The organism is Aeromonas lusitana, from assembly GCF_002812985.1.
GTDB lineage: Bacteria > Pseudomonadota > Gammaproteobacteria > Enterobacterales > Aeromonadaceae > Aeromonas > Aeromonas lusitana.
Genome location: NZ_PGCP01000005.1, coordinates 168,205 through 194,835 on the forward strand (window position 1 = coordinate 168,205; position 26,631 = coordinate 194,835).

Consider the following 26,631-nt stretch of genomic DNA (forward strand, 5'->3'; position numbering starts at 1 on the left):
CGGCTCGTGGTGATATGGACAGGACTCGTGGCAATGGGGATGGCCCCTTAGTGTGCAAGCCGAGCATGGCGCGCCTCCCGTTGATTGAGCAGCACCAGGGCCAGCAGCATGACTCCCATCACGGCGATGGGGGCCAGCAGCAGGCGTGGCGCCTCCTGATAGTGAGGCAGCGCCTCCGTCATCATCAGCCCAAGCTCAGGGGTGGGTGGCTGTATGCCCACGCCGATGAAGCCCAGGGTCGAGAGCGTCAAGATGGCCCCGGCGAGGCCAAACGCCATCATGGTCAGCAGCTGGGGCGCCAGCTCGGGCCAGAGGTGGCGGCGCAACACATAGCCATTGCCAAAGCCGAGCAGGCGGGACGCCTCCACCTGAGGGGACGCCAGCAGGGTGCGACTGCGCGCCCGCACCACCCGGTAATATTCCACCCACTGGGCCATGGCCAAGCCGAGATAGAGGATGGTAAAGCCGCCCTGGGCCATGGCGGAGAAGAGCAGCACCAGCAGCAGGCTGGGCAGGGCCAGCACGCCGTCCGCCAGGCTGCGCAGCAGCGCATCGACCCAGCCACCGCGCCAGGCGCTGAGCCAGCCAAGCAGGCAACCGAGCAGGGCGGCGGTGAGCACGCACAGGCTGCCCAGCAGCAAGGACAAACGGGTGGCCGAGGCCAGCCGTGCCATCAGGCTGCGCCCCATCTGATCCCGTCCCAATGGCTCTTGCCAGGAGGGCCCCGCCAGGAAGCGGGCGAGATCCTGGACCGCCGGATCGGACCAGACGAGGGGTGCCAGCAGAGCGAACAGCACTACCAGCAGGAGCACGGCCGCACCTGCCTTGAATGAGAGAGACATGATCAAGATTCCTTAGCGCCGCAGGGATCGATAAGCAGACAGAGCAGATCGGTTAGCGTGTTGAGCAGCACGAAGAGCGCGGCCAGCACCAGGACTGTGCCCTGCACCATGGGCACGTCGCGCCAGAAGACGGCGTGCACCAGCGCATGGCCGATGCCGGGCCAGGCGAACAGGCTCTCCACCACCACCACCCCTTCGATGAGCAGCACCAGTTGCACGCTGGTGTAGGCGATGATGCTGACCCCGCTGTTACGCAGCCCATGACGCCAGAACACCCGAGCCGGTGACAACCCCTTGGTGAGGGCGAAGCGGTAGTATTCAGATTGCACCACCCCCAGCACACTCTCGCGCACCACCCGGGCCAGCACACCGGACAGCCCCAGCCCCAGGGCCAGGGCCGGCAACCAGAGATTGTGACCCTCGCCGTGACCGGCGGCGCTCAGCCAACCGAGCTCGGCCGAGAGCAGCACCATCAACACCAGGCCAAGCAGGAAGGGCGGCAAGGCCCGCATCAGTACGCTCCAGGCCAGGGTCAGGCGATCGCAAAACCCGCCCGGGCGCAGGGCACTCAGGCTGCCAAGGGGCAGTGCCAGCAAGAGGGCCAGCGCCACGGCCGCCAGCGCGAGGGAGAGGGTCGCCCCCAGATGATGGGCAATCTCGCTCGCCACCGGCGATCCCGTCACCAAGGAGTTACCCAGATCCCCCTGCAGCAGGGCCCCAAGCCAGTCGCCAAAACGCGCGAGGGCCGATCCCGCCAGCCCCAGCTCGCTGCGCACCGCGTTGGCGGCCTCGGCGGTGACATAGTCATAGCCATAGCGGCCGGCGGCGATGCGAAAGGCGATGTCCCCCGGCAGGGATTGCACCAGCAGAAAGCAGAGGCCGGCGACCAGCAGCGCCACCGTCAGCGCCTGCACCAGACGCTGACCGAGGACACCCAGCACGGCAGCAACCGAGATCCCGCTCATCGATTCCCCCAGGTCAGCCGGGTGAGGTAATAGCTGCGCTCCTGGGGATCCAGCTCAAAACCCTTGAGATCGCGGTTCACCGCCGCGCTCTGGCGATACCAGGCAAGGGGCAACAGCGGCAGCTCCTGCTGCAAGGTGGTGGCTATGCTCTGGCGCAGGGCCGCCGCCTCAGCCGCCGGCACCTTGCCGCGCCCGAGGCGAGTCAGCTGCTCAGTGAGAGCGGTGGATTGCCAGTTCATCACCCCCCAGTCCGAGCCGCCCGGTGCTAGATCCCCCAGCAAGGTCACCAGGGGATCCGGCACCAGCGCATAGTTGCGGGCATAGAGACCGAGCTGGAGCGAGCCATTCTGATGGCCAGCCGGGATCTCGCTCGAGTTCCCCACCGCCACCTTGAGATCCACTCCCACCGCCTTCCACTGGGCCTGCAGAGCCGTGGCCAGCAGCGGCAACTCGGGGCGATCCGGGAAGGTGCGCAGGGTCAGGGCGAAGCGCTCATTCCCTTTTTGCAGCACGCCATCTGCGCCCTTGTGCCAGCCCGCCGCGGCGAAGACGGCCTGGGCGGCCTTCACGTCATAGGCAAGGGGCGTCAATCCGGGTTGGTGCCATTCACTCAGGCTCGGGGGGAAGAGCTGGGTCGCCGCCATCTCGGGATCCCGCAGCAAGGCAGTTGCCATGCCGACCCTGTCGGTGGCCAGACTCAAGGCACGGCGCACGACGGGATCGCTCAGGCGCGGGTCGGCGCCATTGAGCTTGAGCTGTATGGTGCGCGGCAAAGTCACCGAGGCGATGGTCACCTTGGGCGCCTGCTGCAGGCGGCGGATACTGACCGGATCCAGCCCCCATGCAATGTCGGCCTGACCGCTCTCGGCCATCAGGGTACGGCTCTCGGCGCGCCCGACCGTGAGATAACTGACTCGCTCGATGGCAGGTTTGGGGCCCTGCCAGCCATCGAAGCGGATGGTTTCGATGCGCTGGGGCTGCTGCAGGCTCGCGATGCGATAGGGACCCGAGCCTATCACCTGGGTCACCTGCCCCTTGTCGTCATAGGCGGCCCTGGCCAGGATCTGGGTACTGGGGTGAGCCAACACGGCGGCCAGGGGAGCAAAGGGCTCGTGCAGGCGGATGATCAGCAAATCCTCTTTTGCCTCAATCTTCTGGATCGGCACGCTTTGCAGCACGCCAGGTTTGTGCAAGGCCTGCTGCAACGCCCAGGCGGCCTGCTCACCCGTCACCACAGAGCCGTCGTGGAAATGGGCACCTTGGCGCAGGGTAAATCGCCACTGCAATCCATCGTCAGACACGGACCAGGCACTGGCGAGGCCGGGTTGCAGTTCCCCCTTGTCATCCACCTCTATCAGAGTCTCCGCCACCTGCAGGCGGGTGAAGAAGACCCCATTGCTGGCGGGATCCAGGCTGTGGATCTCCCAGGGCCCTACCATGGCAAGGGGCCTCGCCTCGGCCCCCATCACGGCCACCAAGGCCAGCGCGCTCCATCCTGCATAGCTGTATTGCTTTGTCATCCTGTCCATCCAAACGAAAACCATTACCAAATATATTTAAGTTTCGTTATAACATAACACTTAAGTCTGATAGAAATATTTTCTCGTGTTCGATGGATGCGGATATGGGGAGCCCACAACGCGGTCACGCAGGCAAACGAGTACCATCGCAAGGAGGCTTAGTGGTGCGGGCAAAGCAGGTTGGTTGCGGTGGAAATACGGCAGCAAGACAATGAAAAGGCCCCGTCTCGGGGCCCTTGTTACTCAGCGTCCCAACAGCTTCTGCACCCGCTGGGCCGCCTCTTCCGGCGTCTCTTCCTTGCGCGGTGGTATGTTGATGCCCTTCTGGCAGGCAGGCTTGGCGGCCATGCGATCCATCCAGGCCTGCAAATGGGTCAGTCCCTCGATGGAGATGCCGCTCCAGTCATAAATCCGCACCCAGGGCCAGGTGGCGATGTCGGCGATGCTGTACTCATCGGCGAGATACTCGTGGTGGGCCAGATGGCTATCGAGTACCTCGAACAGGCGGCGCCCCTCCTTCTGGTAGCGCTCGATGGCGGCCGGGATCTTCTCGGGGAAGTAGCGATAGAAGACGTTCGCCTGCCCCATCATGGGACCCACGCCCCCCATCTGGAACATCAGCCACTGAATGGCCTGGGAGCGGCGCTTGGGATCTTGCGGCAACAGCTTGCCCGCCTTCTCCGCCAGATAGATGAGGATGGCGCCGGACTCGAACACAGGGAAGTCGCCGTTGTCACGATCGACGATGGCCGGGATGCGGCCGTTGGGGTTGATCGCCAGAAAGTCGGGCTTCTTCTGATCCAGTGCCGACAGGTCGAGAGGGGTGACCCGATAAGGCAGACCCAGCTCCTCGAGGGCGATGGTGACCTTGAACCCGTTGGGGGTCGCGGCAGTATAGAGATCGATCATCATGGACTCCTTGATTATTCACACATGGCCGTCAGGCCTGGGCACTCGGGCGGGCACTGACCCGCTCATGCCAGGCCTGCAAATGAAGTTGAGCGGGGGCGATGCGAAGGCCCACCACCTTGCCAAAATCGATGGTGCAGAGGGCCAGAATATCGGCGATGGTGAAGCGCTCGCCGGCCACATAGGGCACCTCGACCAGCCGCTCGTCCAGCTTGTCAAACCAGAGCTGGGCGTTCTTCTTGCACTCCTCCCCCCACTCGGGGAAGACGGTCTCCCTGTCCTTGTAAAACCCCGTGATGTGGCGAAACGCCATGCCGGTGGGCAGCCAGAGGTTGAACTCGATGAAGCGACTCCACATCTCTATGGTCGCCCGCTCAAGGGGGGTGCTGCCAAACAGGTTAGGGGTGGGATAAAGCTCTTCAAAATAGCGGCAGATGGCAATGGTTTCACTGATATGGGTGCCATCATCCAGCTCGAGTACCGGGATGCGGCCGGCGGGATTCTTGGCCAGAAAGTCAGGAGCGAGATTCTCCCCTGCCCCCAGATCCACCTGCTGATAACTCATCTCTATGCCCTTCTCCGCCAGAAACATCCTGACCCGGCGGGCGTTGGGGGCGCGCTTTAGCTCATAAACCTTCATATCACTCTCCGTGGATACGACTCCTGTTCGCCGCGGCGCCTCGATAATGCACAAATGAGAATGGCTCGCGGCGGCGCAATACGGGTCAGTTATGACAAATATTGCGCCGCTTGAACAGTCTATAGGAGGAGATAGTGAACTAACTGAGCAGCCCGGCTGACTGGCGTTGTCGCAGCAGCGTGAGGCGGGAGAGGAGCGGGAAATAGGATTCGAGTTTGCTCTGCAGGACCCGGCTGCAGGCGGGATCCGCGAGCTCGGCCTCGTCCAGCACTATGCCGTTGGAGACGAAATAGAAGCGTGAGTCCCGCACATCCGGCCCCTGTTGCGGCATGGGCTCATGCGGGCGCTGGACCCGCAGGGGCAGCACCGGCAACCCCAGGGTGTTGCCCGCTGACCAGCTCAGCTCTGGCCAGGCGCCATCATCCCCCTCCAGCAGCAAGATGGCGGCCTCCCCTCGCTCCGGTTGCCATTGGCCCGGCTGGGCGACCCGCACCTCGCTGAAGAGTTCCCCATATCCGCTGGAGGCTCGCAACGCAGCCAGCACACCCTGTGTCGTCGCGGCCGACGGTTTTTGACTGACTAATGACAGATTCATGATTCACATCCCTATGCTCACCACAGCCTGTTATTCGGCTGCCGCGATAAGACTAGACCAAAATGAGCCTTTATTGGAGCCGTCAGATCTGGCAGTCATTAACATCCCCCGGCTCACGCATAACGGTTGCCATTCTTGAATATCTTGGTAAGATACCGCGTCCTTTTATCCCCCGTTCTTTAACATCCAGTGGTGAACCTATGCATCCGATGCTGAATATCGCCGTGCGCGCTGCGCGCAACGCCGGTCAAGTAGTAGTAAAAGCCTTCTCCCAGCCTGAGAACATCGAGGCCATGCAGAAAGGCAGCAATGACTTCGTGACCAACGTTGACCGTGACGCCGAAGCGGCCATCATTCATACCATCAAAAAATCTTACCCGGAACACAGCATCGTGGCTGAAGAGTCTGGTGAGATTGCCGGTACCAATCCGGATTACCAATGGATCATCGACCCACTGGATGGCACGACCAACCTGGTCAAGGGCATTCCGCACTTTGCCGTCTCCATCGCCCTGCGCGTCAAGGGCAAGACCGAACAAGCCGTTGTTTACGATCCCATTCGTGACGAGCTGTTTACCGCTACCCGTGGTAACGGCGCTCAGCTGAACGGCTACCGCATCCGTGTTGGCAAGGCCAAAGAGATGGCCGGCACCGTGCTGGCCACCGGCTTCCCGTTCAAGCAGAAGCACCACATCGAGCCGTACCTGAAGATGTTCCAGAGCATGTTCATCGAGTGTGCCGACATCCGCCGCGCCGGTGCCCCTTCCCTGGATCTGGCCTACGTGGCCGCCGGTCGCATCGACGGCTTCTGGGAAATCGGTCTGAAACCGTGGGAAACTGCCGCCGGTGAGCTGCTGGCCAAAGAATCCGGCGCCATCGTGACCGACTTCGTCGGTGGTCACAACTACGAGAACTCCGGCAACATGGTCGTCGCCAACCCGCGCGTCCTCAAAGAGATGCTCGGCAAGATCCGCGAGAACCTGCCGGAATCCCTGGCTAAATAAGTCCGCGTTGTCGTGAAAAAATGCCAGTCGGCCCAGCCGACTGGCATTTTTTATGGCCGTTAATCAGGAAAATGGGATAGATGAGCGAGGAGATGGGGAAGATGACACCAGTATGGCAGTGTGATATTTCACCTGATGGATGTTCTACAGCATAAAACGACAGGCTAACGAAGCCAGGCAGCCGAGTTCACTGCCTGTCAGATGGTGCCGTTGCGGCCCATGTTGATCACCACTCTCCGGTTCTTGGCACGGCCGCCTTCCGTTTCGTTGGAGGCCACGTGCTGCTTCTCGCCATGGCCCTCCACCGAGATCTTGCCCTCCTCGACCCCCAGATCCACAAACACCTGCTTGATGGCATCGGCTCGTTTTTCGGAGAGCTTCTGATTGGGCCAGCGCCCGCCGTAGCTGTCGCTGTAGGCGTCGATCACCACCACATCTATGCTCTTGTCCGCCTTCACATACTCGCTGATCATCGCCAGCCGCCTGCGGGAGGAGACCGACAGGTTGTCGCTGTTCTTGTCATAGGTGAGCACGCTGAAGGCGATGTCATTGAAGTTGTAGGGCAGCAGGCCGTTCAGGCAATCCATGAAGGCCTGGTACTTGACCCGGAAGTTGACCGAGGAGAGTGACACCCGCACCGGCCTGTCCTGGCGATACCAGTCGCGATACTGGAAGGTCGGCATGCGCCCCCCCTCCAGCTCGTCCAGCATGGTCCAGGCGGTCTGTCCCGCCACCAGGCCATCGAACTGCTGGTAAAACTGCAGCTGGCTAACCTCGCGTCCGGCGACCCCGGGTCGCCAGAGCGGAGGCATGATGCCAAGGCTCACCCTTTGGGTGCGCGCCTGGGGGCGTTGCCCCTTGAGTTCGAAGTCCAGATTGATCTTGCGACCGGCACGGCTGACGAAGGCCCCCGTGCCCCAGCGGGGAATGGGGTGCTCGAGCCGGCACTCCACCTGGGTATCCGAGGTCAGCCGCCAGACGGATTGATCCAGGCCGGCACCGAACTCGGTGACCCCAGCCTGCAACTGCATACTCACGGATATGCTGACCAACCCTAACACCCAAGCATTCAACGGCTTGTCCTCCAAACGATCTCGGATTAACTATCGGCAGGAGGCGGACAAGCTTTAGCAACAAAGCGCATGACAAGCAGAGAGGGGCGAAAGTGGCGGCATCAGCGCAGCCCGCCGTCGCCCGGGAGGGACAAGGGCACGCTTTTTTGCCATAATGCGCCCTCCTTTCATGTTGACCGAGATACCATGACCGACGCCGTTCACACTCTCAAGGGCCGTTTTCGTGGCTTTTACCCCGTCGTCATCGATGTTGAAACGGCCGGGTTCAATGCCCGTACCGACGCCTTGCTGGAAATAGCCGCCTCTACCCTCAAGATGGATGAGCAGGGCTGGCTGGTGCCCGACCAGATGTTTCATTTTCATGTGGAGCCGTTTGAAGGCGCCAATCTGGAGAAGGCCGCGCTGGAGTTCACCGGCATAGACCCTTTCAATCCGCTGCGGGGCGCCGTCAGCGAGAAAGAGGCGCTGACCGAGATCTTCAAAGGGGTACGCAAGGGGATGAAGGAGCAGGATTGCGGCCGCGCCATCATAGTCGCCCACAACGCCACCTTCGATCACGGCTTCGTGATGACCGCCGCCGAGCGAGCCGGCCTCAAGCGCAATCCGTTCCACCCGTTTGCCACCTTCGACACCGCCGCTCTCTCGGGTCTGGCGCTCGGTCAGACCGTGCTCGCCAAGGCGTGCCAGAGCGCCCGCATCCCGTTTGACAATAAAGAGGCGCACTCCGCCCTGTATGACACCGAGCGCACTGCCGAGCTGTTCTGTCATATCGTCAATCGCTGGAAGAGCCTGGGGGGCTGGCCGCCGGCCAACCCGGATGAGACCAGCGAGGCCGAGAGCCAAGAGTAGACTTGTGGTTCTCTACACAAACAGGCTGCCCCGGGCAGCCTGTTTGTTTTGAGGGGCTAACGTACTTGCCTCTGGTTTGACCAGAAGTCAGAGCGGGCGCCCGCCGCGAGTCAAATGCTGCCTCTGATCAACTTTGTGCCACAAGATGCTGCCAGATAGCCTATTTGGCCGATTTTTTTCTCGACATTTGTCACGTTTTTCGCAAACTAATCGCCTTTCACATGACAGACAGCAACACAATAAATAAGGAAATCAAATGAATCCTGTTGTTATCGCGGTGGCGCTGATGCTGGTGCTCAGCCTGCTGCGGATCAATGTGGTGGTCTCCCTCGCCATCGGTGCCATCGTGGGTGGCCTCATCGGCGGCCTCTCACTGGAGCACACCCTCAGCACCTTCAGCGGTGGTCTGGGGGGCGGCGCCGAAATCGCCCTCTCCTACGCCATGCTGGGGGCCTTCGCCGTCGCCATCTCCCGCTCGGGGATCACCGATCTGCTGGCCCGCAAGGTGATAAGCCAACTCGGCAAGGATGCCAGCAGCTCGCGTATCCTCTGGGTCAAGACCCTGCTGCTCACCTCGGTACTGGGGGTCTCCATCTCCTCCCAGAACCTGATCCCGGTGCACATCGCCTTCATTCCCATCCTGATCCCGCCCCTGTTGCACGTCATGGCCCAGATGCAAATCGACCGCCGCCAGGTGGCCTGCGTCATCACCTTCGGCCTGACCGCGACCTACATGCTGCTGCCGGTAGGCTTTGGCGGCATCTTCCTGAACAACATCCTGGCCAAGAACCTGATCGACAACGGTGTCGCAGTGGAGCACAGCCAGCTGCCGCTGGCCATGGCCATCCCGGTGTTTGGCATGTTCATCGGTCTGCTGATCGCCGTCTTCTTCAGCTACCGCAAGCCGCGCCAGTACGATCTGGACAAGATCCTGGCCGCCGAGCCTGAGACGGTGGATCTCAACCTCAATCACATCTGGGTGGCCCTGCTGGCCATCGCCGTGGCGCTGGGACTGCAGCTGATGACCAACAGCATAGTGCTGGGTGCGCTGGCCGGTTTCGTCATCTTCACCTGCGGCGGCGTCATCAAGTTCCGCGAGAGTCAGGACGCCTTCACCCAAGGGGTGCGCATGATGTCCCTCATCGGCTTCATCATGATCTCCGCCGCCGGCTTCGCCGCCGTGATGAAGGAGACCCACGGGGTCGAGAGCCTGGTGCAGGCCGTCTCCGGCATGATGGCCGGTCACAAGGGCATAGCCGCCTTCCTGATGCTGCTGGTGGGCCTGCTCATCACCATGGGGATCGGCTCTTCCTTCTCCACCGTGCCCATCATAGCCACCATCTATGTGCCCCTGTGCCTCCACCTCGGCTTCTCCCCGCTGGCGACCATCTCGCTGGTCGGCACCGCAGGTGCGCTGGGGGATGCGGGCTCCCCTGCCTCGGATTCGACCCTGGGGCCCACCTCAGGCCTCAACGCCGACGGTCAGCACGACCACATCTGGGACAGCGTGGTGCCCACCTTTATCCACTACAATATCCCGCTCATCGTCTTCGGCTGGATAGCCGCCATGGTGCTCTAAGCACCCGGCCAAGAGCACAGACGGATGCAATGCAAAAAGGCGACCTTAGGGTCGCCTTTTGTTTATCCAGTGCACGCGCAGTGTCAGGTCCACGCCACCAGGGCGGCACCAACCAGGTCGTCCCCATCATTCTGTCATCCGGCCAGCAGTGCGCGGCCCCTAATCTCGTACAGACAGACGACCTCGGCCCAAACCGATATTACGGTTGCCCGAGATAGAAGGCCGGCAGGGCACTGAGGACGCGAAAAGAGGTAAACCGCACCGCCAGAGGCGGACAGCGCCACCTCCACGCATCGCATCGCATCGCATCGCATCGCAAGTTGACGAGGGATCGCAGCAGACAGCCATAGCAATAGTGGTGAGAGCATTATGGTACTAAGCAGATGCGGGATATGCCGATTGCCATCAGAAGGCCCCAGCCAGGTCAGTTACTCCCCGAGCCAGAAGGCGGAATACGAGCCGCTATGGGCTGTGACCAACCCCCTAACAGGCAGCAGACCTTCGCATCGCATGGGAAACCTGCCCAGCTTGCCAACGGCTGGCAGAGGCGCATAAAAAAGGCCGCTCAATGAGCGGCCTTTTATCAAGGTAATCCGGGCTTAGCTGTCGCGGCGCTTGTTGCCACCGAACTTGCGACCCTTGTCGAAACCACCTTCACGGCGATCCTTGTTGAAAGGACGGTCGCCTTGCGGACGGTCACCCTGGGGACGACGATCCTTGTTGAAGGTGCGCTCCTTGTTGAAAGGACGGTCGCCACGGGGCGGACGGCTGGCGGTGTTGCTGCCGGCAGGCACTTCGGTGTAGCGGGTGATCTGCAGCGGGCGCTGGCAGACACGGGCCTTCTTGATCACTTCCAGCACGTCGGCGGTCATGCCCTTGGGCAGATCGACGGTGGAGAAGTCATCGGCGATGTCGATGTTGCCGATGAAACGGCTCTCGATGTTCGCTTCGTTGGCGATGGCGCCCACGATCTGGCCCGGCTTGACACCGTGATGGGCACCCACGTCTACGCGGTAGCGCTCCATCTCCACGTCCGGGTTGTCTTTCAGCGGACGGGGCTCCAGGGACGGCATGCGACGGGCCGGACGATCGCCACGGTCACCGAAATCACGGGCGCCACGGTCGTTGAAGTCACGGCGCTCGAAGTCACGACCACCACGATCGTTGCTGGCGTTCAGCAGCGGATCCGGGATGGAATCATCCAGCAGCAGCGGTTGGTCGCCCTGTACCAGCTTGGCCAGTGCGGCAGCCAGCTCCATCGGATCGGCAGAATCTTCTTCGATCAGCTCGTTCACCAGGTTGTGGTAGATCTCGAGCTCTTCACCCATCATGGTCTCGCGGATGCGCTCCTTGAACTTGGCCAGACGGTGCTGGTTGATGTCCTCGGTGCTCGGCATCTTCATCGGCTCGATGGCCTGACGAGTAGCGTGCTCGATGGCGCGCAGCATGCGGCGCTCACGCGGAGCCACGAACAGGATGGCCTCGCCCTTGCGACCGGCACGACCGGTACGGCCGATACGGTGAACGTAGGATTCGGTATCGTAAGGAATGTCGTAGTTCACCACGTGAGTGATGCGCTCAACGTCCAGACCACGAGCGACGACGTCGGTGGCGATCAGGATGTCCAGCTGGCCTTGACGCAGCTTGTCGACGGTACGCTCACGCAGCTTCTGCGGGATGTCACCGTGCAGGGCTTCACAGGCGTGACCGCGGGCAGCCAGCTTGCCAGCCAGTTCTTCGGCGGCATTCTTGGTGCGCACGAACACCAGAACGGCTTCGTAGGGCTCGACTTCCAGCAGACGGGTCATGGCGTCCAGCTTGTGCAGACCGGTCACCTGCCAGTAGCGCTGACGGATGGTGGTCGCGGTAGAGGTCTTGGACGCGATCTTGATCTCTTTGGGTTGCTTCAGGTGCTTCTGGGCAACACGACGGATCTGCTCCGGCATGGTGGCAGAGAACAGGGCAACCTGACGGGTGCTCGGGCACTGATCCATGATCCAGTCAACGTCGTCGATGAAGCCCATACGCAGCATTTCATCGGCTTCATCCAGAACCAGGGCACGCAGGCCGGACAGGTCCAGGTTTTTGCGACGGATCAGGTCCATCACACGGCCAGGGGTCCCGACGACAACCTGGGCACCGCGGCGCAGGGCGCGGGTCTGGGTTTCGTAAGAAGCGCCACCGTAGATGGGCAGAACGTGGAAATCTGGCATGTGGTGGGCATAGCGTTGGCACGCTTCGGCCACCTGCAGCGCCAGCTCACGAGTGGGTGCCAGCACCAAAATCTGAGTGTTACGGTTACCAGCTTCCAGACGAGACAACAGAGGCAAGGCAAAAGCAGCGGTCTTCCCTGTACCGGTTTGCGCCTGCCCCAGCAGATCGTGTCCCGCCATCAGGTGGGGGATTGCTGCGGCCTGGATGGGAGACGGGCGCTCATAGCCCACGTCCTGCAGCGCTTTCAATACAGGCGCGGCCAGTCCAAGCTCACTAAAAAGGGGCAGTTGTTCGGTATCAGACATAGATTCTTCCAGATTAAGGCAGGCGGCTAACACCGCGGAATAGCAAAAAGGCGGCGATTATAGCGCCACTTTGTTCTGCTGTCTTGAAAAATGTGATAAGCCTCTCAAGACGTTGGCAATTATAGAGGGATCTTGCGACTATGGCTTGCTTATTTTTCACTCATGGTGCGTTATTGCAGATCACTTCGCGCGCAATTCCTTGTCCTGCTTGTGTTTGAGCACCGCCATGGTCAGCCGACTGGTGCACAATAAACGCGCACGTTCATCCCGAATTTCTATCTGCCACACCTGAGTCGTCGCCCCCAGATGCAAGGGGGTACAGCGCCCTGTCACCTCCCCTTCCCGCTTGGCTCTCAGATGGTTGGCATTGACCTCCAGCCCGACGCAGTAGCTGTCCGCCCCGACCGCCATGTTGGCCGCGAGGGATCCCAGCGTCTCCGCCAACACTACTGAGGCGCCACCGTGCAACATGCCGAGCGGCTGATGGGTGCGATGATCCACCGGCATGGTCGCCTCCAGCCAGTCGGGACCAAAGCCGGTATAGAGAATGCCAAGATGGGCCATCAGGGTATTGCGGGAGCTGGCATTGAGCCCCTCCAGACTCATGGGCTTGCGCCAGATGGGGGCGTTGTCTTGACTCATGGTGGGCAGACTCCTTATGTGATTAATGAACAGGATCAATGGCTTGCCACTGACCATATCAAAACTGCCGTGCCATGCGCAAAAATGGGACAACAAAATGCCCCGATAGCGGGGCATTTTGAGACAGACAGGACTCGGCAGGTATAAGCCCCTTCACCAGGGGTAGGTGACCCCGGGCCACTCGTCCCAGGGGGTATCCCGTCCCGGCAAGCAGGGTTCAGACCAGTGCCATGTCTTGCCAAGCCAGGCGCGCAGCTCGGCTTCCAGCTCGGCATCCCCAAGGGGCGCATCGGCCACCTTCCAGAAGAAGAGCTCCACCTCCACCTCCGGCAGCACAGAGGGGTAGAGGTAGACCCCGCCCCAAAACTCGGGCTCCCGCTCCGGGCTCCAGAGGCCATAGGCGAAGGAGCGTTTGGCCAGAAACTCGGTGCGCTGCCACGCCAGATCGTCCTCATGCTGACCCAGACTGAAGCTCTCGGAGGGCCAGACATCGTTCGGGCGAAACAGCTGATGCAACTGCTCGCACTCGCGCAACATGGCCACAAACTCCACCACCGCCTGGGTCGGGCTGGTCGGCAACAGCAGGAAGCTTGGGTGCCGATAGGCTTGCGGCACCCGAAACCGCTTGGGTAGCGTCAGCATCAGAGCAGTTCCAGCAGGGCCTGCAGCGGATGCTTGAGTTTCTCCCCCTCCATCCGCTTCACCTGACTGCGGCAGGAATAGCCGGTGGCGAGGCAGCGCGCCTTCGGCAGGCGAGCGAGGGGCTCAGCCCAGCTAAGGCCATAGATCCCCTTGGAGTTTTCCACCTGCTTGGCGTCATGACCATAGGTGCCCGCCATGCCGCAGCAACCCACAGACACCGGCTGCAACCTGGCGCCAAAGCGGCTGAACAGGGTGCTCCAGTCGCCGTGGGTCGAGGGCTTGGCGGTCTTCTCGGTGCAGTGGGCGAACAGATACCAGGGCTCTCCCTCCCCTTGCCCGGCTACGCGAGTCTCAGGGGCGGGTAACTTGTCTGCTGGCAAGGAGAGCAGCCACTCCTGGGGCAGCATCACCTGGAAGTCGCCACGAGCCGGACCGAGGGCCTTGGCATACTCGTCCCGATAGCAGAGCACCAGGGAAGGGTCGACCCCCACCATGGGGATGCCCAGCGCCGCCATCTTGTTGAGGAACTGGGCGCTGCTTGCGGCGGTGCGGGCGAAGGCACGCAGGAACCCCTTCACGTGCTGGGGTTTGCCGTTGGGCTTGAACGGCAGCAAATAGGGCTGAAGTCCGAGTTTACTCGCGAGTTTAACCAGATCACGCACCACGGGCGCGTCGTAATAACTGGTAAAGGGGTCCTGTACGATAAGAACGACTTTTTGGCGCTGCTCGGGGCTCATGGCCTCGAGCCCCGGCAGATCAAAGTAACGGGCGCGGCTGTCACGTAGAGAGTCGGCCAGGGTCGGCACCGAGAGCAGGGGCACATCCACCATGCCGATGCTCTTCTCGGTCGCCTTCTGGGCCCACTCTTTTTCCAGGAAGAAGTTGACCAGCTTGGGTGCCTTGGCGAGCAGGGGCGCATAGCTTTCGACTGTGCCGACGAAGTAATCCTTGGGGCCGCGCAGGTAGCGGCTGTGATAGAGCTGCATGAAACGGGCACGGAAGCTCGGCACATCCACCTTGATGGGGCACTGGCTGGTGCACGCCTTGCACGCGAGGCACCCTTCCATCGCCTCCATCACCTCGTGGGAGAAATCATACTGGCCGCGGGCACGGGCCACCGTATTGCGCAGCTTGTCGACGATGGCCTTGATGCGCAAACCGCCGCTTTGCAGCTCAATCTCTTCACTCAAGGGATCGAAGCCCTGCTCCGCCAGCTGGCGCAGCCATTCGCGCATCAAGCCTGCCCGCCCCTTGGGAGAGTGGCGCCTGTCCTTGCTTATCTTGACCGAGGGGCACATGGGGGAATCGGTCTCGAAGGTGAAGCAGAGGCCGTTGCCGTTGCAATCCAGTGCCCGGGTGTAGCTTTCCCGCACGGCGATGGGGATCTGACGATCGAACTTGCCGCGCTTGGGCCCGTCCACCGACACCAGTTCGGCGCCGCTGCCATAGGGCACGCAGATCTTGCCGGGGTTGATGCGGTTATGGGGGTCGAAGGCCCCTTTCACCCGCTGCAACTCCTCCCACAGCTCGCCGAAGAAGGCGGGGCTGTATTCGGAGCGAAAGCCCTTGCCGTGCTCCCCCCACATCAGGCCGCCATATTTGGCGGTGAGCGCCACCACCTGATCCGAGATGCGTCTCAGCAATACTTCCTGCTCGGGGTCGCACAGGTCCAACGCAGGACGCACGTGCAAGACACCCGCATCAACGTGGCCGAACATGCCGTAGTCCAGGCCATGGCCGTCCAGCAGGGTGCGAAACTCCATGATAAAGTCCGCGAGTGACTCGGGAGGAACCGCCGTGTCTTCGGTGAAGGCCACCGGCTTCTTGCGCCCTTCGGCGTTGCCAAGCAGCCCCACCGACTTCTTGCGCATGGCGTAGATGGTCTCGATGCTCGGCAGATGGCTGCACACCTGATAACCGATGACCCCTACCTCCCCGTTCGCCAGCAAGCCGTCGATACGCCGGCACAGCTCGGTCACCTTGGCTTGGTGCTCGGCTTCATCGGTATCCGCAAACTCGACGATGTTGAGCCCCTGCAGATCCTTGCCGGGCACGTCCTGAATAAACTCTTTGACCGAATGCCAGATGATGTCGGCGCGAGCCAGTCCCAGCACCCGGGAGTCCACCGTCTCCACCGACAGGGCATGGGCCTGCACCATAAAGGGGGCATTTCTGAGTGCTGACGGGAAGCTGTCGTACTTGACGTTGACCAGGGTGCGGTAGCGCGGGATGGGGGTGATGTTGAGGCGAGCCTCTGTGATGAAACCGAGGGACCCTTCCGAGCCACACAGCACCCGGCTGACGTCCAGAGTATCGCTCTCGGGAATATAGAGGTGCTTGAGATCGTAACCGGTCAGGAAGCGGTTGAGCTTGGGGAAGGTCGCTTCTATGTCGGCGCGCCTCTCCTTGCCGATGCGATAGAGGGTGCGATAGATTTCCCCTTCCCGGTTCTCCAGTGCCAGCTTCTCTTCGAGCCGCGCGCCATTGACCGGCTCTGTGGTCATGAGATCGCCGTTCTCCAGCACGGCCTTGAGCCCCAGCACGTGATCCGAGGTCTTGCCGTACACCAGAGACCCCTGGCCGGAGGCATCCGTGTTGACCATGCCCCCTAAGGTGGCGCGGTTGGAGGTGGAGAGATCCGGCGAGAAGAAGTAACCGTGGGGCTTTAGATAAGCGTTGAGTTGATCCTTCACCACCCCGGCCTGGGCCCGCACCCAACCCTCTTCCAGATTAATTTCCAGGATCTGGTTCATATGGCGCGAGAGATCGACGATAATGCCGCCGCCCAGAGACTGGCCATTGGTGCCGGTGCCACCGCCGCGAGGGAAGAAACTCAAGGCGGCATAGGCGCTCTCCTGGGCCAATCTGAGCATCACCGCAATATCGTCCGCGCTGCGCGGATAGAGGACCGCCTCTGGAATAACCTGATAGACGCTGTTGTCCGTCGCCATCGCCAACCGGCTTGCATAAGACTTTTCGATATCACCACGAAATGCGCTGCGTCCCAATATGTCGAGGAACTGCAGGGTTGTGGATGACAAACTGTCCTGGTAATCGAGTCTCGGGATCATGAATCCTTGTTCCCTTCCTTTGCTTGATGCCGGAGTGCCGGCGACAACGACCGCCAGACCCGCCTCTCTCGGGCAGCCTTGGCCGGTCCGCTCACATGTGAGCCGGCAGTATATCAGCTAGAAAACCGCTTGCGCGCTCAATCTTCACCATTTGAAAGGAGGACTTTTATGGCTCATTACAGCCATGTTATCAGTACGCTTATTCGCACCGAAAAACAGGCTCTGACCCTGTCGTTGTTCGGCTGCATCGGTTTCGCCCTGTTCGGGATCGGCTACGGCCTGTTCGTCGGCTCCAACGCCATCATGCTCGATGGCATCTTCACCCTGTTCAGCATGGGTATGACGGGCCTCGGACTCATCACCGCCTACCTGGTCACCCGCCCCTCAGATGCGCGCTTTCAGTACGGCTACGCCCACTTCGAACCCATCACCAACGTCATCAACGGCACCATCGTCTTGCTGCTCTGCCTCGGCGCCTTCTATAGCGGCATCACCACCTTGCTGGACGGTGGGCGGGAGATAGACCTCGGTCACGCCCTCATCTACGCCGCCGTCTGTACCTTCTTCTGCGCCATCATCTACAAGGTTGAGTCTGCGGTTGCGGAGCGGATCGGCTCTGAGCTGGTGCGGGTCGACTCCAAGGAGTGGCTGGTCGACACCCTGCTGAGCACCACCTTGCTCATCGGTTTCGTGATCGCCATCGGCCTTGAGGCCATCGGTTACGGTCACTACAACCGCTACATAGACCCGATACTGGTCACCCTGCTGGCCCTGTGCGCCACCCTGATCCCCATCAAGGTGCTGGGCCGCAACCTGCGGGAGGTACTGAAAGTCGCCCCCAAGGGAGAAGTCACCCAGCGAGTCGAACACGAGATCGAGGCCCTGCGCCAGCGTCATGGCATCGAGTGCTACAGCCACCTGGCGAAAAGCGGCCGCCGCTTCGATCTGGAATTGAACATCCTGGTGGCGCCGGATCAGGAGTGGCCCATCGAGCGTCAGGACGCCCTGCGTCAGGAGCTCTGGTCCCGCCTCGGCGACACCCTGGGGGATGCCTGGCTCTCGGTCTGCTTCACCCGCGAGAAACGCTGGCTCTGACCTCTTACCCTCTCATGCCACGCGGGGCCTGGCCTCGCGTGGTGATGACGCGGCAAGATCCTGTACCTTTCGGCCGCTCACATCGCCCATCAAATAGTGCCCTCCACCCATTAACGCCTCCCCTTAATGTTGCATTTCCTCTGTCTTTATTCGCATTAATGTGACTGCTTACGTAAATAAGATGCAGCTCATCCTGAGTGCGTATCAATAACCATTAGCATGTACAAAACAATACAAAAATTTCGTTGCCAAAATTAAGTGCTGACGCTATTTATTCTCACCGCGAACGAAAGGATATTCGCCAAAGCACCTTGTTGTTATGCCTAAATAAAATAACAAGCAACATATTGTTAAACAGTAAAGGTAATAGTCATGAAAAAGATGTTCATTGCAATCGTCACCCTGGCAATGGCAGGCACGGCGAGTGCTGCCCTGCCCCAGTTGAACTATCAGTGCCCGGGCCAAGTCCAGATGCACAGCGATGAAGGCGGCGCTGTCTATATCAATGGCAAGGAGGCCAAGCTCAAGAAATACAGCGACGATTTCTATGAGGCCAAGGGCGCCGGCGTCACCCTCTCCATCAGCAAGACAGGGCAACAATACGACGTCTCCTACACCAGCAAGAAAGGCTCGGGTATTTGCCAGCCAAGCGCTGGAGCGTCCGGCAAGAGTGCAGGCGCTGTGGCTAAGAGCGCCCCCGCCAGCAAGGCCTCCCCGGCCGAGACCGCCTGCCTGAAGGCAGTGTCTGGCAAGACCAAGGTTCCCCTGACTCAACTCAAGGTCACCGAGGTGCTGGATTCCGAGGCAGGTGTGGGCGTCACCATCCAGGTGCCGGGTGCCGAGGCCCCCTGGTCCTGCCTCAGTGACAAGAAGGGACATGTGCAGGGTGCCGCCTATACCGGCAACGAATAACCCGGTCTGAGGGCGGTCAACTCGGACTCATCAAGGTGTGATCAACAAGGGGAGGCATGACCTCCCTGCTTTATTTTTATCCAGACAGTGTTGACGCGCCAAATAAAGAGTGACTCATCTGAGATTAGAGTCATTTAATATAACAACTCATAAAAATAGAGTATTTACCCAATATTAAATTAGATTGTAATAAACAAAGTGCACAGAGGTTGCGTAAATTAACGAAGTGTCATTTCTCATTGAGTTCATATCTTGATTAATACCATTTAAACACCGTCAACTTGCCCGGTTAATCTCACTCTATTGATGCCGTTATCCTCTTTTCTCCTGCGCAATGGATGCGACCTTAGCCTTCATAACTCCGCGCGTCACCTCGCCATAACAAGTCCCTTGCCAAATCAGCGACAACCGTTATCATCGGGGTTCATTTTTAACCGAGGTTTTATTGCCCATCATGGACAACCCCCGAAGTAGCCCTTCGTCTTTCCCCATCAAAGCCTATCTTTACCTGCTCCATCAGCGCCTCTGAACAGCCGCCTTGCACCGCCACGGCCCCTTGCCGTGACTGACATTTACTTCGTCTGTTTTGTATTGAGGTCATTACATGGAATTCTTGCTGGACCCCTCTATCTGGGTCGGTCTGTTTACCCTGATCATCCTGGAGATAGTGCTCGGGATCGATAACCTGGTGTTCATCGCCATCCTGGTGAAGAAACTGCCCCCCGCCCAACGGGACAAGGCCCGCATCATAGGCCTGTCGCTGGCGCTGCTGATGCGCCTGGGGCTGCTGAGCGTCATGTCCTGGCTGGTGACCCTGACCCAGCCCATCCTGCAGTGGGGCGAACTCTCCTTCTCCGGTCGGGATCTCATCCTGATGGGGGGCGGCCTGTTCCTGCTATTCAAGGCCACCACAGAGCTGCACGAGCGGCTGGAAGCCAAGCCCGAGCAACATGGCCAGGTCGGTGTCTACGCCGGCTTCGGGGTGGTGATCGCCCAGATCCTGGTGCTGGACGCCGTCTTCTCCCTGGACTCCATCATCACCGCCGTCGGCATGGTGGATCACCTCGGCGTCATGATGGCCGCCGTGACCATCGCCATGGTGGTGATGGTACTCGCCTCCAAACCGCTGACCCGCTTCGTCAACGCCCACCCGACCGTGGTGGTGCTCTGTCTGAGCTTCCTGCTGATGATAGGTTTCAGCCTGGTGGCGGAAGGCTTCGGCTTCCACATTCCCAAGGGCTATCTCTACGCCGCCATCGGCTTCTCCGTGCTCATCGAGTTCTTCAACCAGCTGGCCCAGCGCAGTGCTCAGCGTCATGAGTCCAGGCAGCCCCTGCGCGAGCGCACTACGGCCGCCATCTTCAAGATGATGGGGGGCAACAAGCGCAACCAGCACCTGCAGGAGGAGGAAGAGGAGCAAGATCAGCCCCTGCCCCCTGGTTTTGGTGAGGAGGAACGTTACATGGTGAGCGGGGTGCTGTCCCTGGCCGAGCGATCCATTCGTACCATCATGACCCCCCGCGCCGAGATGGAGTGGATCGATGTCAACGACTCCACCGACGAGATCCGGGCCCTGTTGCAGCGCGCCCCCCACAGCCTGTTCCCGGTCTGTGACGGTGGCCTGGACGACCTTATCGGGGTGGTCAAGGCCCGGGATCTGCTGTTTGCCCTGAACGAAGGCCAGTCCTTGAGCGAGCTGGCCCGCCAGAACGACCCCGTCATAGTGCCGCAGAGCATCAACGTGATCCGGCTGCTGGCGGAGCTGCGTCAGGCCAAAGGCAGCCTCATCCTGGTGACGGACGAGTTCGGTGTCATCCAGGGACTGGTCACCACCCACGATCTGCTGGAAGCCATCGTCGGCGAACTGCCGGACGAAGACGAGACCCCGGATGTGGTAACTGATAGCGAGGGTTGGCTTATCAATGGCAGCACCAACATCCATCAGGTGGAGCAGGCGCTGGGCTGCGACGGTCTGGTGAGCGAGAGTGACGAATACGTGACCCTGGCGGGCATGCTGCTCTCCCACTTCGGCAGCCTACCCACCCCGGGTCAGCAGCTGACACTCGGCCAGTTCTGCTTCGAGGTGCTGGCGGTGAGCGAGCGGCGCATCGAGCGGGTGCGCGTCACCCCGCAGGGCCTCTGACTCTCTGACGAGAACAGAGACCGCTGATAATGAGAGAGGGAGGCTATGTGCCTCCCTCTCTTTTTTCATCTCAGCTCCGCATACATAGAGGTGCTCGTCGTCACTACATCGCAATCTGATGACTTCTTTACTTGCTCCCGCGCTATTGCTGCACGACTTGCAATTCTCTTCTGCGGTTACCCCTCTTTTTCACAATGACATCCGAGGGTAGAGTCGCCTCAATCCCACCATGAGGAATTCAAGATGAGCCACGACAACCTGTTCTGCCCCCTGCGTCTGGGCCAGCTGCACCTTCAAAACCGTATCGTCATGCCCCCCATGACCCGCTCCCGCGCGAGCCAGCCCGGGGACATGGCCAACGCCATGATGGCAACCTATTACGCCCAGCGCGCCGGGGCCGGCCTCATCATAGGCGAAGGCACCCAGATAGATCCCCTTGGCAAGGGCTACGCCTGGACGCCGGGCATCTATAGTCCTGAGCAGGTCGCTGGCTGGAAACAGGTGACCGACGCCGTCCACGCCAAGGGGGGCACCATGTTCGCCCAGCTCTGGCACGTGGGCCGGGTCACCCACCCTGACAACATAGGCGGCGCCCAGCCCATCTCGGCCTCCGCCATCAAGGCGGACGGCGTCAAGGTGTTCGTCGACAACGGCAGCGACGCCCCCGGTTTTGTGGAAACCGTCACTCCCCGCGCCATGACCCAGGCCGATATCGACACCGTGGTGGGTCAGTTCCGCCAGGCGGCCCGCAACGCCATGGACGCTGGGTTCGATGGCATAGAGCTGCACGCCGCCAACGGCTACCTCATCAACCAGTTCCTGGACTCCGAATCCAATACCCGCACCGACAACTACGGTGGCTCCTTGGAGAACCGGCTGCGCTTCTTGAAAGAAGTGACCGAGGTGATCAGCGCCGAGATTGGCGCAGACAGGGTCGGCGTGCGTCTGGCGCCGCTCACCACCCTGAACGGCACCGTGGATGCCAATCCGGAGCAGACCTATCTGGCGGCTGCTCGCCTGCTGGGTGAGCTCAATGTCACCTATCTGCATATCGCCGAGGCGGATTGGGACGATGCCCCCCTGATGCCGGACAACTTCAAACAAGGGTTGCGGGACGCCTTCCCCAACACCCTCATCTATGCGGGCAAATACGACGGCGAGCGCGCGCGCGCCGCTCTCAAGGCGGGTTGGGCCGATATGATTGGCTTCGGTCGCCCCTTCGTGGCGAACCCGGATCTGCCGAACCGGCTGCGTCACGGCTACCCCTGGGCGCCCCACGATCCGGCTACCCTGTTTGGCGGTGCCGAGCAGGGCCTTATCGACTACCCCGTCTATCAGGCCAGCACTGAGCCACAACCAGCCTGAGCAAGCTGACGTGCAACAGCCCCCATCCGTGGGGCTGTTTGTTTTCTGCCCCGTGTGTCTTTTCCCTCCCGACTTCTGCCCCTGTGTTCCTTTCACCCATTGTCACCCCCTCTCTCTTTTATCAACCTCTTTCTCGCAATCGATTTCCCTGGCTGCGTCAAAAGCTGGGAGTCAATCATCACTTGTCTGATGGAGATCAAAAAGTCAGCCACGGGACAGGCAGATAGTGCTGCTATCTCACTCATCCATGGAGTTTCGGTTGTGAGCAGATCGCAATCCCGTTTGGCTGCCTCGGTGCCGGGGCGGCTTCGCATTCGGCAGGGCGCCGTTGACCCGGCCCAGCTCCGCCATTGGCAAGCCGAGCTGGCCACCTGGCCAGAGGTGCAGAGCACTCGCCTCAACCCAGAGGCGCGCAGCCTCATAGTGCAATATCACGTCGCCCAATGTGAGCAGGCCGAGATGGAGTCCAGGGTGCTGACCCTGTGCAACGGGCCCCAGGACATGCAAGCACATGCCAGTCGGCCGTCCGAAGCCGTCACGACGCAAGCCCCCAGACCCGCCAAGCGAGCCCATCGCGCCGCCTGGCGCCGCCGGGCCAACCGGGGAGCCAAGATCGCCGCCATGGTGGCGCTGCCGGTCTCCATCGCCCTGGTCTATGCGGGCAACAAGCGCCTGCACGCGGCCACCGGCTGGCTGTTTGTGGCCGCCCTGTCGGTTCACCTCGCCATTCACCGCCGCAATGTCTTCCACTGATGCACAGCAAACAAGGGCCATGCATGACACGCCTTGAACAGCTGCGGGCCCTGACCCGCCACCTGACCATAGCCCACCACATTCCCGGCCGGGTTCGCTTCAAACTCAAGCTGGGGGCGCTCGCCAGCCAGGAGCTCGGCCAGCTGAGCCAGGTCGGGCAACTCAAGCAGATGATAGAGACCATGCCCGGTATCCGCGATTTGAGGGTCAACCCCGCCGCCCTGTCGTGCGTGGTGGAGTATGACCCGGCAAAGATCCCTCCTCCCCTCTGGGAATCCCTGCTGGGCGCCGAGGAGTGCGAGCAGGTGACCCAGGCGCTCGATCGCATCGAGCACCATTACCAGACTTTCGCCCGCGGCTGAGCAGGCCGCGGCATCTCTGAATCAACAAAGGAGCATCAAGATGATCCCACTGATTGTCGGCGCCATCGCCGGCGCCCTGGCGATGCGCACCCTCCAGCGCTCTCTTCCCCGCAATCTTCCCCGCGCCGTGTCCACCACCTCGGTCGGCACAGTGAAAGCCAAACTGCGCGAGGCCTCCATCTCAGGCCTAACCACACTGGAGCACTCCTCCGCCAAACTGCGCCAGCATCTGAGCGAAACGCAGGAGCAGGTTGAGCCAGCCACCGCTGTGGCCGATCCCGCCAGCGACTCGCAGCCCGCCCAGCGGGAGTCCGAGGCATGAAGCCCCAGAGCCGCGAACTCGCCAACCACTTCGTGCGCGGCGCCGTGGCGGGGGGCCTGCTCAGCGCACTGCAAAACCGTGCCAACGCGGGCAAGGGCTCCCGTCGCACCATCCTGCGCCATTCACTGCAAGGCGGCCTGGCCGTGGCCACCGGCCTTGGGGTCGCCAACGCCCTCGAGCAGGGCAATGTACAGCGGGCCGGCCTGCTGCTGCTGGGGGGCGTCATCGGCATCGCCAGCACCGAACAACTACTGAATCATTCAAAGGAATAGAGACATGGGTAAGAAGAGCAAGAAGGCCTACAAGAAGCTGTTGAAGGCACAGATGGCACAAGGCAATGGCGCCCAGGCCGGCATGGGCCAGGCCCAGGGCTGGCTTGGCAAGTTGCAGGGCAACAACACCCAGCAACTGCTGCTCGGTGCGGCCATCGGTGCGGCGGCCGTCTATGTGCTCAGCAACGATGAGCTGCGTGAGAAGATAGTGCGCTCGGCGGTACGTCTCTACAGCGACATCAACGGCGGCGTGGCCGAGCTCAAGGAGCAGATGGCCGACATGCAGGCCGAGCTGCAGGCCCAGGGCGGCGAGCAGAATGAGTAGCGAGCTCGCCACGCTCGCCTCCCTGCGTCAGGTACATCTGTGCCGGGGACGGGTGCGCTGGCACTATCGTCGCTCATCAGGGCAGCCCCTGGACTGCCAGGGGCTCAGCTACGCCATCGCCGATCTGGCCGGGGTGCTGGCGGTCAGGTTCAATCCCAAGGCCAGCTCCCTCGTTATCTCCTTTGACTGGCGGGTGACTGAGGCGCAGACCCTGGCCGAGCAGATCCTGGCGCTCACCCCGCCCCTTGGCCGGATCGGCTTTACGACCCCGGCGCCTGCTGCCGTCAGTCGCACCCGGCTCGCCACCAATCTGGCGGCCCTGCTCGGGGTCAACCTGCTGCCGGTACCGCTGCGCCTACCCCTCTCCTTGCTGATGGCGCTGCCGGTGCTGCGCCACGGCGCCGGTGAGCTGGTCTCCCGCGGCCTCACCTCCCATGTGCTGGAGGGCATGGCGGTCTCCATCTCCCTTGGCAGCGGCGATTATCTCGCGGCCAACACCACCTCCTTCATGCTGGAGCTCGGCGAATATCTGGAAGAGTCCATCTCCAGGCGATCCGATGACATGCTGCGCGAATTGCTCAAGCCCGCCAGCGACGAGATCTGGGTCGAGCGCGGCGGGGTGGAGATCCTGGTGCCCGCGAGCGAGGTCGAGGTCGGCGAGACGGTGATCGTCGCCACCGGCATGGTCATCCAGATAGACGGCACAGTGCTCGGCGGCGAGGCCTACGTCAACGAGGCCTCCATGACAGGCGAGAGCCGATCCGTTGCCAAGGCACGCGGCGACGCCGTGATGTCCGGTACCGTGCTGGAAGATGGGCGGCTTCGCATCTACGCCGAGCACGTGGGCCAGCGCACCGCCGCCGCCCGCATCGCCGACTATGTGCAGCAATCCCTCACCGCCAAGAGCGAGGTACAGTTGCAGGCCTCCCAGCTCGCCGACAAGCTGGTGCCGAGGGTACTCGGGCTCGCGGGCTCGGCCTTCCTGCTCAGCGGCGACTGGCGCCGTGCCGCCGCCGTGCTGCAGGCGGACTACTCCTGCGCCCTCAAACTCGCCACCCCGGTGGCATTCAAATCCGCCATGTACGCCGCCGGCAAGGGGGGCATCCTCATCAAGGGGGCCACGGCCCTCGAGCGCCTGGCCGAGGCCGACACCTTCATCTTCGACAAGACAGGCACCCTGACCAACGGGGATCTGGTGGTGACCGACTCTGTCACCTTCGATTCCGCCTACACGGCAGACGATCTCATCTGGCTCGCCGCCTCGGTGGAGGAGCACTACTTCCACCCCCTGGCCATCGCCGTGGTGGAGGCGTCCCGCAACATTCAGGGCCGCCACTTCGATCACACAGAAGTGGAGTTTATCGTCGCCCACGGGGTGGCGAGCGAGATCGATGGCAAGCGCATCGTGGTGGGCTCGCGCCACTTCGTGGAGGAAGATGAGGGGATCGACGTCAGCCCCTGGGCCGAAACCCTGCACGGCCTCTATCTGGAGGGCAAGACCCTGCTCTACATCGGCTATGGCGGCAGCCTCATCGGCGTGCTGGCCCTGCGCGATACCGTGCGTGAGCAGAGTGCCGCCACCCTGGCGCGGCTGCGCCAATCCGGGGTGAAGCGCATCCTGATGCTGACCGGGGATCACCACGACAGGGCCCAGGATCTCGCCGACCAGCTTGGCATCGACGAGGTGTTTGCCCAGCTGCTGCCGGAGGAGAAGGCCAGCATCATAGAGCAGCTGACCTCGGATGGATCGCGTATCGCCTTCGTCGGGGATGGCATCAACGATGCGCCGGCGCTGGCGGGGGCCCACGTCGGGATCGCCATGCAAAAAGGGGCCGATATCGCCCGCATCTCCGCCGATATCGCCCTGCTGCAGGACGATATCAGCCGGGTGGCCGATGCCCGCGAGCTGGCGTGCGCCGCCATGGGGCTTATCCACGACAACTACCGCATCACCATAGGCGCCAACACCGCCATCCTGGGGGCGGCGGCGGTCGGCCTCTTGAGCCCCATAGTCGCGTCCGTGCTGCACAACGGCACCACCATCGGCATCCTGCTCAATGCCCTGCGTGGCCGACACTGACTAGGCTCCGGATCGCCAAGGCTCGTATCACACAGGGCTCGCCACGGCGGGCCCTGTGCTTTTCCGGCATGTTTACAAATCCTCTAGCCAGATCGTTTCACCCGGCGCAGATAGCCCATCGCTCTTGGCTATCAACGCTCTTAACCCGCAAT

General features: G+C 61.6%; 24 protein-coding genes. 13 read left to right on the forward strand and 11 right to left on the reverse strand.

Annotation, left to right across the window (positions count from 1 at the left end; all coding sequences use genetic code 11):
• Nucleotides 1-47: 47 nt before the first annotated feature.
• The 6 genes from CUC44_RS05665 to CUC44_RS05690 form a co-directional block, all read right to left on the reverse strand.
• Nucleotides 48-842 carry an ABC transporter permease gene (locus tag CUC44_RS05665; protein WP_100859004.1) on the reverse strand — a complete coding sequence of 265 codons (795 nt, stop codon included), beginning with the start codon at nt 840-842 and terminating at the stop codon, nt 48-50.
• A 2-nt stretch (nt 843-844) separates the two neighbouring features.
• Nucleotides 845-1,807, reverse strand: a complete 963-nt coding sequence (locus CUC44_RS05670; RefSeq protein ID WP_100859005.1) for an ABC transporter permease — start codon at nt 1,805-1,807, stop codon at nt 845-847.
• Nucleotides 1,804-3,327 (reverse strand): ABC transporter substrate-binding protein, encoded by a 1,524-nt coding sequence (locus tag CUC44_RS05675; RefSeq protein WP_244166715.1) that lies wholly within the window; start codon nt 3,325-3,327, stop codon nt 1,804-1,806. Before CUC44_RS05675 ends, CUC44_RS05670 begins: the two co-directional genes overlap by 4 nt.
• 243 nt (nt 3,328-3,570) lie before the next feature.
• Nucleotides 3,571-4,236, reverse strand: coding sequence for a glutathione S-transferase family protein (locus CUC44_RS05680; RefSeq protein ID WP_100859007.1), 666 nt, complete (start codon nt 4,234-4,236; stop codon nt 3,571-3,573).
• 31 nt (nt 4,237-4,267) lie between these two features.
• Nucleotides 4,268-4,876 (reverse strand): glutathione S-transferase family protein, encoded by a 609-nt coding sequence (locus CUC44_RS05685; RefSeq protein ID WP_100859008.1) that lies wholly within the window; start codon nt 4,874-4,876, stop codon nt 4,268-4,270.
• A gap of 139 nt (nt 4,877-5,015) precedes the next feature.
• Complete coding sequence (locus CUC44_RS05690; protein ID WP_100859009.1) at nt 5,016-5,471, reverse strand: hypothetical protein; 456 nt, start codon at nt 5,469-5,471, stop codon at nt 5,016-5,018.
• 200 nt (nt 5,472-5,671) lie between these two features.
• Here CUC44_RS05690 and suhB point away from each other — a divergent pair, with 200 nt between their 5' ends.
• On the forward strand, nt 5,672-6,475 hold the full coding sequence (gene suhB, locus CUC44_RS05695) for an inositol-1-monophosphatase (RefSeq protein ID WP_100859010.1): 804 nt from the start codon (nt 5,672-5,674) through the stop codon (nt 6,473-6,475).
• A gap of 197 nt (nt 6,476-6,672) precedes the next feature.
• On the opposite strand, the gene CUC44_RS05700 is transcribed toward suhB, so the two are convergent.
• A complete protein-coding gene (locus tag CUC44_RS05700) occupies nt 6,673-7,548 on the reverse strand; it encodes a flagellar protein MotY (RefSeq protein ID WP_208621030.1) in 876 nt (291 codons plus the stop codon).
• Between the two features lie 186 nt (nt 7,549-7,734).
• Between CUC44_RS05700 and rnt the strand changes: the two genes are divergently transcribed.
• On the forward strand, nt 7,735-8,397 hold the full coding sequence (gene rnt, locus CUC44_RS05705) for a ribonuclease T (RefSeq protein ID WP_167388792.1): 663 nt from the start codon (nt 7,735-7,737) through the stop codon (nt 8,395-8,397).
• 256 nt (nt 8,398-8,653) lie between these two features.
• Nucleotides 8,654-9,976 (forward strand): Na+/H+ antiporter family protein, encoded by a 1,323-nt coding sequence (locus tag CUC44_RS05710; RefSeq protein ID WP_100859012.1) that lies wholly within the window; start codon nt 8,654-8,656, stop codon nt 9,974-9,976.
• A gap of 599 nt (nt 9,977-10,575) precedes the next feature.
• On the opposite strand, the gene CUC44_RS05715 is transcribed toward CUC44_RS05710, so the two are convergent.
• From CUC44_RS05715 to ydiJ, 4 genes are all read right to left on the reverse strand, one after another.
• Nucleotides 10,576-12,495, reverse strand: coding sequence for a DEAD/DEAH box helicase (locus CUC44_RS05715; protein WP_167388793.1), 1,920 nt, complete (start codon nt 12,493-12,495; stop codon nt 10,576-10,578).
• Nucleotides 12,496-12,675: 180 nt separating this feature from the next.
• Nucleotides 12,676-13,137 carry a hotdog fold thioesterase gene (locus CUC44_RS05720; protein WP_100859014.1) on the reverse strand — a complete coding sequence of 154 codons (462 nt, stop codon included), beginning with the start codon at nt 13,135-13,137 and terminating at the stop codon, nt 12,676-12,678.
• A 153-nt stretch (nt 13,138-13,290) separates the two neighbouring features.
• Nucleotides 13,291-13,779: a hypothetical protein gene (locus CUC44_RS05725; RefSeq protein WP_100859015.1), complete on the reverse strand. Its 489-nt coding sequence runs from the start codon at nt 13,777-13,779 to the stop codon at nt 13,291-13,293.
• Nucleotides 13,779-16,850, reverse strand: coding sequence for a D-2-hydroxyglutarate dehydrogenase YdiJ (gene ydiJ, locus CUC44_RS05730; RefSeq protein WP_167388794.1), 3,072 nt, complete (start codon nt 16,848-16,850; stop codon nt 13,779-13,781). The genes CUC44_RS05725 and ydiJ overlap by 1 nt, the downstream gene beginning before the upstream one ends.
• A 168-nt stretch (nt 16,851-17,018) precedes the next feature.
• On the opposite strand from ydiJ, the gene CUC44_RS05735 reads away from it, so the two are divergent.
• From CUC44_RS05735 to CUC44_RS05780, 10 genes are all read left to right on the forward strand, one after another.
• Complete coding sequence (locus CUC44_RS05735; protein ID WP_100859017.1) at nt 17,019-17,945, forward strand: cation diffusion facilitator family transporter; 927 nt, start codon at nt 17,019-17,021, stop codon at nt 17,943-17,945.
• 372 nt (nt 17,946-18,317) lie between these two features.
• Nucleotides 18,318-18,857 carry a hypothetical protein gene (locus CUC44_RS05740; protein ID WP_100859018.1) on the forward strand — a complete coding sequence of 180 codons (540 nt, stop codon included), beginning with the start codon at nt 18,318-18,320 and terminating at the stop codon, nt 18,855-18,857.
• A gap of 604 nt (nt 18,858-19,461) precedes the next feature.
• A complete protein-coding gene (locus tag CUC44_RS05745) occupies nt 19,462-21,000 on the forward strand; it encodes a TerC family protein (RefSeq protein WP_100859019.1) in 1,539 nt (512 codons plus the stop codon).
• Between the two features lie 243 nt (nt 21,001-21,243).
• Nucleotides 21,244-22,365, forward strand: coding sequence for an alkene reductase (locus CUC44_RS05750; RefSeq protein WP_100859020.1), 1,122 nt, complete (start codon nt 21,244-21,246; stop codon nt 22,363-22,365).
• 261 nt (nt 22,366-22,626) lie between these two features.
• Nucleotides 22,627-23,118 carry a hypothetical protein gene (locus tag CUC44_RS05755; RefSeq protein ID WP_157812747.1) on the forward strand — a complete coding sequence of 164 codons (492 nt, stop codon included), beginning with the start codon at nt 22,627-22,629 and terminating at the stop codon, nt 23,116-23,118.
• 23 nt (nt 23,119-23,141) lie between these two features.
• Nucleotides 23,142-23,480: a hypothetical protein gene (locus tag CUC44_RS05760; RefSeq protein WP_100859022.1), complete on the forward strand. Its 339-nt coding sequence runs from the start codon at nt 23,142-23,144 to the stop codon at nt 23,478-23,480.
• Between the two features lie 40 nt (nt 23,481-23,520).
• The gene (locus tag CUC44_RS05765) at nt 23,521-23,802 is read left to right on the forward strand and encodes a hypothetical protein (protein ID WP_100859023.1); all 282 of its coding nucleotides are present in this window, start codon (nt 23,521-23,523) and stop codon (nt 23,800-23,802) included.
• Nucleotides 23,799-24,074 (forward strand): hypothetical protein, encoded by a 276-nt coding sequence (locus CUC44_RS05770; protein ID WP_100859024.1) that lies wholly within the window; start codon nt 23,799-23,801, stop codon nt 24,072-24,074. The genes CUC44_RS05765 and CUC44_RS05770 overlap by 4 nt, the downstream gene beginning before the upstream one ends.
• A gap of 4 nt (nt 24,075-24,078) precedes the next feature.
• A complete protein-coding gene (locus CUC44_RS05775) occupies nt 24,079-24,399 on the forward strand; it encodes a YtxH domain-containing protein (RefSeq protein ID WP_100859025.1) in 321 nt (106 codons plus the stop codon).
• The gene (locus CUC44_RS05780) at nt 24,392-26,479 is read left to right on the forward strand and encodes a heavy metal translocating P-type ATPase (RefSeq protein WP_100859026.1); all 2,088 of its coding nucleotides are present in this window, start codon (nt 24,392-24,394) and stop codon (nt 26,477-26,479) included. Before CUC44_RS05775 ends, CUC44_RS05780 begins: the two co-directional genes overlap by 8 nt.
• Nucleotides 26,480-26,631 lie beyond the last annotated feature (152 nt).